The organism is Pseudomonas sp. SORGH_AS_0211 (genome assembly GCF_031453455.1).
GTDB lineage: Bacteria > Pseudomonadota > Gammaproteobacteria > Pseudomonadales > Pseudomonadaceae > Chryseomonas > Chryseomonas aestiva.
In genome coordinates, this window is the sequence record NZ_JAVIZV010000001.1 from 3,609,468 (window position 1) to 3,621,133 (window position 11,666).

Sequence of the window (11,666 nt, forward strand, 5' to 3'; positions counted from 1 at the left end):
CAGCCTGGGCCCTGTTGGGCTTCGCTGCGCTCAACCCAACCTACCCGCTACCCGTAGGTTGGGTTGAAACAGCTCCACCGTCGAAGCCCAACGACCCAAGGCACCGCACCTCACCCCGGCCCTCTTCCAGCGAGAGGGCCAGGGTGAGGGCAAACCGACCCTCGAAACGCCCCTATATCCCCCAAAACAGCCCAATACCGGCCACCTGCCAGCCACCATCGGTCGGCCAACCCCCGCCAATCACCTGCCGAGGTCATTTGCCCGCTTTACCCGTCGACCCCGCCTGGCTAACGTATGACGAAAGGATTTTTGTGCACCAGGTCTCGGTTTATTCGCCCTGGCCCGCACCTCGGAATGGATGACCGATGGCCCGCTTTTTCCCCGCTCGCAGCCAATGCCAGTTCGATACGCCCGGTGAACGCCGCTTCGCCGAACGCCTGGAAAAGCTGCTCGAAGACGATTACCTTTGCTGGAGCAACGTCCCGGTTGGCCCCAAGGCCCGTTATCCGGATTTCGTCGTGCTGCATCCACGGCGCGGCATCCTGGTGCTGGAGGTCAAGGACTGGAAGCTCGCCACCCTCGAATCCGTCACCCCGGGCAAGGTCCGCCTGCACACCCAGGACGGCCTCAAGACTGTCGCCAACCCCCTGCTGCAAGCCCGCTCCTACATCCTCGAAGTCGACCTCCTGCTGAAAAAGGACCCGCTGCTGCGCCAGAGCGCCGGCTCGCCCCATCCGGGCCAGTTGATCATGCCCTGGGGCTGGGGCGTGGTGCTCACTGGCATCACCCGCCGCCAATTCGAGCAGACCGATCTCGCCGACGTTCTCGACCCCCAGCGGGTGCTGTTCCAGGACGAGATGACCGAAGCCGCAGATCCGGAGGCCTTCCAGCAACGCCTCTGGGACATGTTCCCCCACGTCTTTCCCTGCGCCCTCAGCCTGCCGCAGATCGACCGGGTGCGGTATCACCTCTACCCCGAGGTGCGAGTCAACAGCCAGCCCGGCCAATTCGGCCTGTTCGACGCCGCCGAGGCGCCCCTGCCCAGCCTGATCAAGGTCATGGACCTGCAGCAGGAACAACTGGCGCGCTCCCTGGGCGACGGCCACCGCGTCATCCACGGCGCCGCCGGCAGCGGCAAGACGATGATCCTCGGCTATCGCTGCGCCCACCTGGCTAAGGTCTCGGTCAAACCCATCCTGGTGCTCTGCTACAACAAGTCCCTGGCCGGTCGATTGCGCCAGGTGATCGAGCAGAGGGGCCTGGGCGAGCGGGTGGTGGTGCAGAACTTCCACGCCTGGTGCGCCGAGATGCTCACCGCCTACCAGGTGGACAAGCCGGACCACCGCCTGCCGGTAGCGGCCAAGATGGAGCAGTACGTGCTGCGCACCATCGATGGCGTCGACCGTGGCCAGATCCCCCGCGGTCAATACAGCGCCGTGCTGATCGACGAAGGCCACGACTTCGCCCCCGAGTGGTTCCAGCTGGTGGTGCAGATGGTCGACCCCAGCACCCAGTCGCTGCTGGTGCTCTATGACGACGCCCAGGCCATCTATCGCGGCAAGGGCGGCAAGAAGGCGCTGGACTTCAGCTTCGCCAGCGTCGGCATCCAGGCCCAGGGCCGCACCACCATCCTTAAGCTCAACTACCGCAACACGGTAGAAATTCTGTCCGTGGCCCGCGCCTTCGCCACCGAATTGCTGACCAGCCGCGACGCCAGCGAAGACGGCGTGCCCCTGATCGCCCCGGAAAGCGCCGGCCGCCGCGGCCCCTTCCCCGAACTCATTCAATGCGGCAGCGACCGCGAAGAGTGGGACCTGCTCATCACCCGCATCCGCGACGAACAGGCAAACGGTCGACTCCTGAGCGACATGGCCATCCTCTATCGCAGCACCCGCCAGGCCTACCAGGCCGAATACGAACTCCAGAAAGCCGCCCTCCCCTACCGCTCCGGCGCCAGCACCAAGGGCCGTGGCCAACTCTACGATGAAGAAGACAGCGTCAAGATCGTCAGCATGCACTCCAGCAAGGGATTGGAGTTCGGGCTGGTATTGATTCCAGGACTAGGCGAGATGCCCAAGCAGGGCGAGCCGGAGGTGGATGAGGCGCGGTTGCTGTATGTGGCGATGACGAGGGCGATTGATCGGTTGGTAATGACGTACCAAGAGAAATCATGCTTCACAAAAAAACTGAAAGACTACGTTAACAAACGGCACCTTTGAAAGGCTCAACAGGAGAAAAAAATGAAAGTCATATCAGTGTTTAATAATAAGGGCGGCGTTGGCAAAACAACCCTTACATACCACATAAGTCATGCTCTTTCGGAGATGGGCAACAAAGTCCTGATGATCGACGCAGACCCACAGTGCAACTTAACAATATATTCAGTAGCTGAAGAAGAAATACATAAAATATGGGAAGAAGAAGACTTATTCATAAATGAAGGGTTTGAATCTCAAAGAAAAAAATTATCACAAAGCCAATTCGAAGATATAAATAAAAATCCTCGCAGCCTACATTACCTTGTAAAACCTGCAGAAGAAGGCACCGGAGAACTCGAACAGCTACCGCCCCCGCTAAGCATAACAAAAACTCTCGACATTATTCCAGGAAGGTTGACCCTTCACTTTTTTGAAGAGAAAATCTCAAGCCGATGGACAGATCTCTATCGTGGAGAGCCTTTAGCATTAAGAACAATCACAAAGATTAGAGAACTGGCTGAACGATATTCAGAAATCCACAATTACGATTATGTTATCGTAGACACCTCTCCGAGCCTAGGAGCACTAAATAAATCGGTAATATCCACAGTGGATGGATTCTTCGTTCCAGCCCTACCAGATCTCTTCTCTTTGTACGGAATAAGAAATATAGGAAAAGCCCTTTCCGCCTGGAAAGATGAATTCGACATAATTTATAAACTTATTTCCAGCGAAAAGCGAAAATATTTCCCTGAAAGATATGTGACATTCCTGGGCTATACGATATACAACGCCAAAAAATACTCAGGCAGCGAAGATACTTGGGGGCTTGCCGCAGCACATTACAATTACGCAAGACAAGTTCCTCAGACGATATGCGAAAACATTAAGCCTTCATTAAGAGATCACTTACCAGAAGAATTACTTATCGCCCCCATTGGAGGAAGGTCTCTAATGTATACGCACAATACTTTTCCATCTATGGCTCAGTTTTATCATAGACCAATGTGGAGAGTGCCAGAACTTCTTCCCAACGGGGTCCATGATGACCACAAAAATACTCTGACAGGTGCTAGTGCCAAATATGCCTCAACAGGCCCAGCATATCAGAGCTTTTGCGAAGATCTCATTAACCGCATCTCTCTATTGGGGTAAGACATGTCCGAAGAGATAACGAATCAAGCGGTTTGTAAATTTTCCTCTCAAAAACATATGTTCCAACGCTTTCTTAACGCGGTCGTTGACTGCTTTAAGTTAGAACCCACTCTAAACACATACGGAAAGCCCATAATTCACAGCGTAAAACAACGAATAAAAGACGAGAATCATCTAAGAGAAAAGCTTATAAGGAAACACAATCCAGACGACCCAGTAACAGAGCATAATATATTTGAGAAAGTGACAGACCTAGCTGGTGTACGGGTGCTCCACCTATACCAAGACCAACTTACAGCAATCCACCAATTTATTATGGAGCAAGTAAATTCAGGAGATTGGACTTTATACGAGGCACCCGTAGCATACTCCTGGGATCCAGAATCTCAAAAATTCTTTGAATCACTAGAATTAAACGTCAAAATCAAAGAAAGCTACTACACAAGCATCCATTATGTAGTCATGCCGGCAAACGACACAAGAATAAAATGCGAAATTCAAGTGAGAACTCTATTCGAAGAAGTTTGGGGAGAAATTGATCACACTATAAATTACCCTACAAAAACAGAGTCAATCGCAACAAGAGAACAGCTAAGAGTATTATCTAAGCTAGTATCGACAGGGACTCGCTTAGCTGACTCTATCTTTCGGCTACACCAGTAATATCTAAAAACCAAACAATGTAAAAAACAACTACGTTTTGAGAGAACCTATAGGATATTTTTAAATCAACAACAACCCCACAAACGCCTCCGCCTGCGGCGACACCTCATCCCGGCGCCTGAGCAACCACACCGCCGAGGTCGCCTCGGGATCGTCCAGCTCCCGATACACCAGTCCTTCCATCTGGGTGCGCTGGTAGGTGGCGGGCAGCACGGTGACGCCGAGGCCGGCGGCGACCAGGCCGAGGATGATGAGGACTTCGCTGGCCTCCTGGACGATGCGCGGGGTGAAGCCGGCGCGGGCGGCGAGGGTGTGGAGCTGCTGGTAGAGACCGGTGCCGAAGCTGCGCGGGAAGTAGACGAAGGGCTCGTCGGCGAGCGCGGCCAGGGGCAGCGGGCCGCTGCCCTGCTGGGCCAGCGGATGGTCGTGGCGCAGGGCGACCACCAGGGGTTCGCGGAAGAGTTCGACCGCCACCAGGGCGTCGGGCAATTCGATAGGGCGGATCAGGCCGATCTGCAGGTTGCCGGCGAGCATGGCGTCGATCTGTTCGCGGCTGCTCATCTCCTGCAATTGCAGCCGCACCTCGGGATAGGCGCGGCGGTAGGCGAACAGGGTCTTGGGGATGGTGGCGACGAAGGGCGAAGAGGCGCTGAAGCCCACCTGCAACTGGCCGGTCTCACCGCGGCCGGCGCGGCGGACGCGTTCGGCGGCGCGTTCGCTGGCCAGGAGGATCTGCCGGGCCTCGTCGAGAAACAGCCGGCCGGCCTCGGTCAAGGCGACGCGTCGGTTGGTGCGTTCCAGCAGGCGGGTGCCCAGTTCGGCTTCCAGGGCCTGGATCTGCTGGCTGAGCGGCGGCTGGGAGAGATTCAGGCGCTGGGCGGCGCGCCCGAAGTGCAGCTCTTCGGCCACCGCCACGAAGTACCTCAGGTGGCGCAATTCCATACGTCTTCCATTGAGTCGTAAAACCTATCAATCGAGACGGACAATATATTGGATATATGGCATCCGTCAGCCTAGGGTGGTGAGGTCAGACCTGCCCTGAGGTACCCGTGAACACGTCCCGGTCGTCCGCCACGCCACCCGCCCCCACCCTGGCCACCCTGCCCGCCGCCAACGAAGCCCACCACGAACCGGACGCCTTCATCGAGAAGGGCACGCCGCAATTCCTGCGCACCGCCCTGGCGCTGTTCTGCGGCGGCTTCGCCACCTTCGCCCTGCTCTATTGCGTGCAGCCGCTGATGCCGATCTTTTCCCAGGCCTTCGGCCTCACCGCCGCGGCCAGCAGTCTGTCGCTGTCCCTGGCCACCGGGCTGATGGCCTGCGGCCTGTTGGTGACCGGGCCAATCTCCGATGCCATCGGGCGCAAGTCGGTGATGGTCTATGCGCTGTTCGCCGCGGGCGCCTTCACCCTGCTCAGCGCCCTGATGCCCACCTGGGACGGCATCCTGCTGACCCGTGCCCTGGTCGGGCTGTCGCTCGCCGGGGTAGCAGCGGTGGCCATGACCTACCTGGCCGAAGAGGTGCACCCCGAGCACCTGGGCTATGCCATGGGCCTCTATATCAGTGGCAACGCCCTGGGCGGGATGTCCGGCCGGGTGATCAGCGGGGTGCTGGTGGACTTCGTCTCCTGGCGCATCGCCCTCGGCGCCCTGGGGGTGCTGGCCCTGGTGGCGGCGCTGCTGTTCAAACGCAGCCTGCCGGCGTCGAAACGCTTCCAGCCACGGGCCCTGCGGCCGCGCAGCCTGCTCGCCGGCTATGCCCTGCACTTTCGCGATGCCGGGCTGCCCTGGCTGTTCCTGGAGGCCTTCCTGCTGATGGGCGCCTTCGTCACCCTGTTCAACTACATCGCCTATCGCCTGCTGGCCGAGCCCTACCATCTGAGCCAGGCGTGGATCGGCGTCCTCTCGCTGGTCTATCTGGCCGGCATCTACAGCTCGGCCAAGTTCGGCAGCCTGGCCGATCGCTTCGGTCGGCGGCGCGTGTTCGCCGCGGCCATCGTGCTCAAGCTCGGTGGCCTGCTGCTGACCCTGTTCACCTCGCTGTGGCTGATACTGCCGGGCATGCTGCTGTTCACCTTCGGCTTCTTCGGTGCCCACTCCGTGGCCAGCAGCTGGGTGGGGCGGCGGGCGCGCCAGGCGCGCGGCCAGGCGTCCTCGCTCTATCTGTTCAGCTACTACGCCGGCTCCAGCGTCGCCGGCACCCTGGGCGGTGTCTGCTGGCACCTGGGGGGCTGGACCGGCGTCGGCCTGTTCATCGGCGCCCTGCTGCTGGCGGCCCTGGCCGTGGCGGTCCGGCTATCGAGATTGCAGCCGTTGCCAGCGGCCTGACCGCGGGCCACAACCGCGCCAGGGAGATGAAAACGACCCCGGCGCGGCTCCGGCGGCACTGATCGCGATAACCTTCAGCGTTACCTTCATCCGCCTCGGGTAAATCGCGCGTTTCACTGCCGCTCGTCGCACGGAGCGGCGTTTCATTCCCTCAAAAGAGGCCCTCTACCTCCCGCCAAGCTAGCCTGTTCCTGGCTTGGCGCCGTGACTGTCACCCCTTCGCAAAGTTCAGACAAATGTTTGCCTAGGGTGGGAGCCGCTTGGATAATGCGCGCCGAACGCTGCAATACCCTGCTCATCAGGGATAGATGAAACGGCAAGCACGCAAGGCTCCGGGGTAGATTCGGCTGTGAACATGCACTTCCAGATTAGCGATTGGCGCGCCTGGGCGCCTGGTCTTGGCGACCAGGACGCCTGGCGGCAGTGGTGCGCCGCGCCCTGGCGTCCGGCGGACGACGGCAGCCAACCCGATGCCAGCTTCCTGCCGGCCATGCAGCGGCGCCGCCTGAGCCGGCTGGCGCGCATGACCTTCCAGGTGGCCTGGCCGCTGGCCGACGCCCATGGCGCACCGCTGCCACTGATCTTCGCCTCGCGCCACGGCGAGACCCCGCGGACCCTGGCCATCCTCCAGGAGCTGGCCCGCGGCGAGCCGCTTTCGCCGACCCAGTTCAGCCTCTCGGTGCACAACGCCATCATCGGCCAGTGGTCGATCCTGCGTGGCGACCACAGCGAGATGAACGCCCTGGCCACCGGCCGCGACGGTCTCGAACACGCCGTGCTGGAGGCCTGCACCCTGCTCGCCGAAGGCGCCAGCGGGGTGCTGGTGGTGATCGCCGAAGAGGCGCCGCCCACCCTCTATGCACCGCAGATCGACGACGTCCCCTTTCCCTATGCCGTGGGCCTGCTGCTCACCCCGGGCAGCAGCCATGGCCTGAGCGGCGCGCCGGCCCCGGCGGACGCGGCGACCAGCGCCTGGCCCCATGCCCTGGAGTTGCTGCGCCTGCTGGAAGCGCCTGGCGCCCTGTACCTCGCCTATGCCGGGCGCGCCTGGCACTGGCAGGCGGAGGCCCGCGGATGAGCGGCCGCCTGGACTACGGCTACCGCCTGCTGGCCACGGGGCTCAACTTCGTGGTATTCGGCTGCGGCGCCCTGGTCTTTCGTCTGCTGATCCTGCCGCTCCTGCTGGTGCTGCCGGGCGATCCCCTGCGCCGCCGCCAGCGTGCGCGGCGGGCCAATGCCCGACTGTTCCGCTTCTTCGTCGCCTTCATGGTGCTGACCCGGGTGATGAATCTGCGTATCCAAGGCCGTGAGCGCCTGGGGCGTCCGGGCCAGCTGATCATCGCCAACCACCCCTCGCTGATCGACGTGGTGGTGCTCATCGGCCTGGTGCCCGACGCCAATTGCGTGGTCAAGCAGGGCCTCTGGCAGAACCCCTATCTCAAGCGGCAGATCCAGGCCGCCGGCTACATCAGCAACAACGGCAGCGCCGAGATGCTCGACGAAGCCGCCGACGCCCTGCGCGAAGGCCAGACGCTGATCATCTTTCCCGAGGGCACCCGCACCACCCCCGGCGAGCCGCCGCGCTTCCATCGAGGTGCTGCGGCCATCGCCCTGCGCGGCGCCCGCTGCATCACCCCGGTGATCATCCGGGTGGTGCCCAGTACCCTGACCAAGGCCACGCCCTGGTATCGCATTCCCGCGCGGCGCTTCGACTTCCAACTGGACGTCGGCGCCGACATCGATCCCACCACCTTCGCCGGGCGGCCGTTGCCGCTGGCGTCGCGTGAACTCAACGACCAGCTGCACCAGCTCTACCTGAAGGAAACCGGCAACCATGACTGATCTCAATCTCGAGCTCAAAAGCCTGATCATCGAGGCGCTCGGCCTCGAGGACGTCACCGTCGACGACATCGGCGACGACCAGATCCTGTTCGGCGACGGCCTGGGCCTGGATTCGGTGGACGCCCTGGAGCTGGGCCTGGCGATCCAGAAGCGCTACGGCATCCGCATCGACGCCGAGGCCAAGGACACCCGCACCCATTTCGCCAACGTCAACGCCCTTGCGGCCTTCGTCGCCGCCCAGCGCGCCGCCTGAGGAGATCGCCATGCAAAGCCGTGAAGCCATCTTCGAGACCCTGCGCAGCGCCCTGGTCGAACTCTTCGAACTGGAGCCCGAGCGGGTGACCCTGGAGGCCAACCTCTACGAGGACCTGGAGATCGACAGCATCGACGCCGTCGACCTGATCGACCACCTGCGGCGCCAGACCGGCCACAAGATCGCCGCCGAGCAATTCCGCCAGGTGCGTACCGTGGGTGACGTGGTCGAGGCCGTCCATCGCATCAGCCAAGCGGACGCCTGATCCGCCGCCTATGAATGCCCTGCCCTCCCGCTCCCCCCTGGGCCTGGTCGCCAGAGCCCTGCTGCTCCTGCTCGGCCTGGCCTATCCCTTCGCCGTCTACTTTGGCCTGCAGCACCTTTCGCCGCGGCTGTTCGCCGCCGGCCTCGGCGCCCTCTGGGCCCTGCGCCTGCTGCAACCCGGCCTCAACGGCCTGCAGCGCGGCACCGCCCTGGTCGCCCTGGGCTTCTGCCTGCTGCTGGCCCTGAGCGACGCCGCCGTCCTGCTACGCTGGTATCCGGTGCTGCTCAGCCTCTTCCTGCTGGCGGTATTCGGCCTGAGCCTGCTGCGCGGCCAGCCGCTGATCGAGCGCCTGGCGCGGCTGCGCGAACCCGAGCTGCCGCCGCGCGCGGTGCGCTATACCCGGCGGGTGACCCAGGTCTGGTGCCTGTTCTTTCTGTTCAATGCGCTCACCGCCGCTGCCCTGGCGCTCTGGGCGCCGCTGGCCTGGTGGACGCTCTATACCGGGGTGATCGCCTATGGCCTGATGGGCCTGCTGTTCGCCGGTGAATGGCTGGTCCGCCAGCGCGTGCGGAGGCTGCCATGACGTTCACCCCTCTCGCCGACCTGCTGGGCGCCGCGAGCCTGCTGGATGCGGCCCTCAAGCAGCGCGCCCTGAGCCTGGCGGCCGCCTTCCAGGCCGCTGGTCTCAAGCGTCTGGCGCTGCACCTGGACGATGCCGAGGACCTGGCCTGCGCCCTGCTCGGCGCCTGGCGCACCGGGATCGAGGTGATCCTGCCAGCCGACGCCCAGCCCGCCACCCGTGCTCGGCTGCTGCCTACACTCGACGCCTGGCTCGACGATCTTGCCGGCTGGACGGCCGCCGAGCCCTTGGCGCCTGCCGTGCTCGACCTCCAGGCACCGCTGCTGACCCTGAGCACCTCGGGCTCCAGTGGCGAGCCCAAGCCGATCGCCAAGCAGCTGTTCCAGCTGGCCAACGAGGTCGCTGCCCTGGAGCGGCTGTGGGGTGAGTCCCTCGGTGAGGCGACCATCCTTGGCAGCGTCTCCACCCAGCACATCTATGGCCTGCTGTTTCGCGTGCTCTGGCCGCTCTGCGCCGGTCGCCCCTTCGCCCGCCAGTCGCTGCCCTTCACCGAGGAGCTGCAGCGGGAGACCGCCGCCCTGCTGCGCCAGGGCCAACGCGCGGTATGGATCAGCAGCCCGGCGCTGCTCAAGCGCCTGGGCGAGAACCTCGACGACGTCATCCTCGCTCAGGTGGTGCGGGTATTTTCCTCTGGCGGCGTGCTGCCGGAAGCGGCGGCCACGGCCTGCCAGGCGCGCTTCGGCCAATACCCCACCGAGGTCTATGGCAGCTCCGAGACCGGCGGCATCGCCTGGCGCCAGGGCCCGCAGCCCTGGCGGGCCTTCGCCAACATCGCCCTGGGCCAGGACGCTGACGGCGCCCTCTGGCTGACCTCGTCCTATCTGCCCCAGGGCGTATGCGAGCAGACCATGGACGGTGTGAGCCTGCTGGGAGAGGGTCGCTTCGAGCTGCTCGGGCGGCTGGATCGCATCGTCAAACTGGAAGAGAAGCGTATCGCCCTGCCGGCACTGGAAGCGCGCCTGCTCGACCATCCCGCCATCGCCGACGTCCGCCTGGGCGTGGTGCAACAGGGTCGCGCCCTGCTCGGCGCCCTGGTCGCCCTGAGCGAAAGCGGCCTGCACCAGTTGCGTAACGGCGGTCGGCGCGCCCTGGTGGCCGACTTGCGCGAACACCTGGCCGGCCATTGCGAGGCCATCGCCCTGCCGCGCCGCTGGCGCCTGCTGCTGGCGCTGCCCTACAGCGCCCAGGGCAAGCTGGCCCAGGCCGAGGTGGAACGCCTGCTGGCCCAGCCACGGCCGGTGGACATCGAGCCGCTCGGCGTCGAGCAGACCGAGGACGGCTGGCGGCTGGAGCTGGAAGTCGCCCCGGACCTGGCGTTCTTTTCCGGTCATTTCCCCACGGCGCCGGTGGTGCCCGGGGTGGTGCAGGTCGGCTGGGCCCAGCGCCTGGCCCGTCAGCACCTGGATCTGCCCGCGGACTTCGCCGGCCTGGAGGTGCTCAAGTTCCAGCAGCTGCTGCGCCCCGGCGACCGGGTAACCCTGACCTTCCATTTCGACGCCACCCGTAGCAAGTTGCACTTCGCCTTTCGCCAGGGCGCCGCGGCCTGCTCCTCCGGGCGCATCCTGCTCAAGGCGGCGCAGCCATGAGCTTTCGTGCCTGCGCGGTGATCCCGGTGTTCGACCATGAGCACGCCCTGCCGCTGGTGGTCCAGGCGCTGCGCCAGCGCGCGCTGCCCTGCGTGCTGGTGGACGATGCCTCCAGCCCCGCCTGCGCCCAGGTGATGGACGAGCTGGCGACCCAGCCCGATGTCCATCTGCTGCGGCTGCCGGTCAACCAGGGCAAGGGCGGCGCGGTGATGGCCGGACTCGCCGAGGCGCAGCGCCTGGGCTTCACTCATGCCCTGCAGGTGGATGCCGACGGCCAGCACGACCTGGCCGACGTGGCCGCCTTTCTCGCCGAGGCCCAGGCCTATCCCGAGGCGCTGATCTGCGGCTACCCGCAGTTCGACGACTCGGTGCCCAAGGGCCGGCTCTATGCCCGCTACCTCACCCATGTCTGGGTGTGGATCAACAGCCTATCCCTGGCGATCCGCGACAGCATGTGCGGCTTTCGCGTCTATCCGCTGGCGCCAACCCTGGCGGTGATCCGCGCTGGCGGCCTGGGCAAGCGCATGGATTTCGACCCGGAGATCCTGGTGCGCCTGGCCTGGCGCGAGCAGCCCATGCGCTGGCGCCCGACCCGGGTGCACTACCCGCTGGACGGTCGCTCGCACTTTCGCCTCTGGCAGGACAACGTGCTGATCTCGCGCATGCACACCCGGCTGTTCTTCGGCATGCTGCTGCGCGCGCCGCGCCTGCTCTGGCGCCGGGTGCGCGCGTGAGCG

The 11,666-nt window shown here is 63.6% G+C and carries 12 protein-coding genes; 11 read left to right on the forward strand and 1 reads right to left on the reverse strand.

Going from position 1 to position 11,666, the window contains the following annotated elements:
- The first annotated feature begins 365 nt into the window (after positions 1 to 365).
- Genes QE393_RS16725 through QE393_RS16735 form a run of 3 tightly spaced genes read left to right on the forward strand, consistent with a single transcriptional unit; the run spans position 366 to position 4,016 of the window.
- Entirely contained in the window at positions 366 to 2,219 is a 1,854-nt protein-coding gene (locus tag QE393_RS16725; protein WP_310044772.1) for an NERD domain-containing protein/DEAD/DEAH box helicase, read from the forward strand.
- A 21-nt stretch (positions 2,220 to 2,240) separates the two neighbouring features.
- Entirely contained in the window at positions 2,241 to 3,353 is a 1,113-nt protein-coding gene (locus QE393_RS16730) for a ParA family protein (RefSeq protein ID WP_310044774.1), read from the forward strand.
- Between the two features lie 3 nt (positions 3,354 to 3,356).
- Positions 3,357 to 4,016, forward strand: coding sequence for a RelA/SpoT domain-containing protein (locus QE393_RS16735; protein WP_310044775.1), 660 nt, complete (start codon positions 3,357 to 3,359; stop codon positions 4,014 to 4,016).
- Positions 4,017 to 4,076: 60 nt separating this feature from the next.
- Here the strand turns inward: QE393_RS16735 and QE393_RS16740 are convergent, their stop codons facing one another.
- A complete protein-coding gene (locus QE393_RS16740; protein ID WP_310044776.1) occupies positions 4,077 to 4,958 on the reverse strand; it encodes a LysR substrate-binding domain-containing protein in 882 nt (293 codons plus the stop codon).
- A 107-nt stretch (positions 4,959 to 5,065) separates the two neighbouring features.
- On the opposite strand from QE393_RS16740, the gene QE393_RS16745 reads away from it, so the two are divergent.
- The 8 genes from QE393_RS16745 (at position 5,066) to QE393_RS16780 (ending at position 11,663) form a co-directional block, all read left to right on the forward strand.
- On the forward strand, positions 5,066 to 6,343 hold the full coding sequence (locus QE393_RS16745; protein ID WP_310044777.1) for an MFS transporter: 1,278 nt from the start codon (positions 5,066 to 5,068) through the stop codon (positions 6,341 to 6,343).
- A 355-nt stretch (positions 6,344 to 6,698) separates the two neighbouring features.
- Positions 6,699 to 7,421: a beta-ketoacyl synthase chain length factor gene (locus QE393_RS16750; RefSeq protein WP_310044778.1), complete on the forward strand. Its 723-nt coding sequence runs from the start codon at positions 6,699 to 6,701 to the stop codon at positions 7,419 to 7,421.
- Complete coding sequence (locus tag QE393_RS16755) at positions 7,418 to 8,185, forward strand: 1-acyl-sn-glycerol-3-phosphate acyltransferase (protein ID WP_183633321.1); 768 nt, start codon at positions 7,418 to 7,420, stop codon at positions 8,183 to 8,185. Before QE393_RS16750 ends, QE393_RS16755 begins: the two co-directional genes overlap by 4 nt.
- Positions 8,178 to 8,438, forward strand: a complete 261-nt coding sequence (locus QE393_RS16760; RefSeq protein WP_017642722.1) for a phosphopantetheine-binding protein — start codon at positions 8,178 to 8,180, stop codon at positions 8,436 to 8,438. The genes QE393_RS16755 and QE393_RS16760 overlap by 8 nt, the downstream gene beginning before the upstream one ends.
- Positions 8,439 to 8,448: 10 nt before the next feature.
- On the forward strand, positions 8,449 to 8,703 hold the full coding sequence (locus tag QE393_RS16765; RefSeq protein WP_027599969.1) for an acyl carrier protein: 255 nt from the start codon (positions 8,449 to 8,451) through the stop codon (positions 8,701 to 8,703).
- A gap of 10 nt (positions 8,704 to 8,713) precedes the next feature.
- Positions 8,714 to 9,286, forward strand: coding sequence for a hypothetical protein (locus QE393_RS16770; protein WP_310044781.1), 573 nt, complete (start codon positions 8,714 to 8,716; stop codon positions 9,284 to 9,286).
- The gene (locus QE393_RS16775) at positions 9,283 to 10,929 is read left to right on the forward strand and encodes an AMP-binding protein (RefSeq protein ID WP_310044782.1); all 1,647 of its coding nucleotides are present in this window, start codon (positions 9,283 to 9,285) and stop codon (positions 10,927 to 10,929) included. The genes QE393_RS16770 and QE393_RS16775 overlap by 4 nt, the downstream gene beginning before the upstream one ends.
- Positions 10,926 to 11,663, forward strand: a complete 738-nt coding sequence (locus tag QE393_RS16780) for a glycosyltransferase family 2 protein (protein ID WP_160921879.1) — start codon at positions 10,926 to 10,928, stop codon at positions 11,661 to 11,663. The genes QE393_RS16775 and QE393_RS16780 overlap by 4 nt, the downstream gene beginning before the upstream one ends.
- The last annotated feature ends 3 nt before the right edge of the window (positions 11,664 to 11,666 follow it).

What these genes read in the sequence shown, in the direction of transcription:
- QE393_RS16735 (WP_310044775.1), top strand. Translation starts at nt 3,357, where the DNA reads ATGTCCGAAGAGATAACGAATCAAGCGGTTTGTAAATTTTCCTCTCAA.
- QE393_RS16780 (WP_160921879.1), top strand. Translation starts at nt 10,926, where the DNA reads ATGAGCTTTCGTGCCTGCGCGGTGATCCCGGTGTTCGACCATGAGCAC.
- QE393_RS16725 (WP_310044772.1), top strand. Translation starts at nt 366, where the DNA reads ATGGCCCGCTTTTTCCCCGCTCGCAGCCAATGCCAGTTCGATACGCCC.
- QE393_RS16775 (WP_310044782.1), top strand. Translation starts at nt 9,283, where the DNA reads ATGACGTTCACCCCTCTCGCCGACCTGCTGGGCGCCGCGAGCCTGCTG.
- QE393_RS16750 (WP_310044778.1), top strand. Translation starts at nt 6,699, where the DNA reads ATGCACTTCCAGATTAGCGATTGGCGCGCCTGGGCGCCTGGTCTTGGC.
- QE393_RS16760 (WP_017642722.1), top strand. Translation starts at nt 8,178, where the DNA reads ATGACTGATCTCAATCTCGAGCTCAAAAGCCTGATCATCGAGGCGCTC.
- QE393_RS16755 (WP_183633321.1), top strand. Translation starts at nt 7,418, where the DNA reads ATGAGCGGCCGCCTGGACTACGGCTACCGCCTGCTGGCCACGGGGCTC.
- QE393_RS16765 (WP_027599969.1), top strand. Translation starts at nt 8,449, where the DNA reads ATGCAAAGCCGTGAAGCCATCTTCGAGACCCTGCGCAGCGCCCTGGTC.
- QE393_RS16740 (WP_310044776.1), bottom strand. Translation starts at nt 4,958, where the DNA reads ATGGAATTGCGCCACCTGAGGTACTTCGTGGCGGTGGCCGAAGAGCTG.
- QE393_RS16730 (WP_310044774.1), top strand. Translation starts at nt 2,241, where the DNA reads ATGAAAGTCATATCAGTGTTTAATAATAAGGGCGGCGTTGGCAAAACA.
- QE393_RS16770 (WP_310044781.1), top strand. Translation starts at nt 8,714, where the DNA reads ATGAATGCCCTGCCCTCCCGCTCCCCCCTGGGCCTGGTCGCCAGAGCC.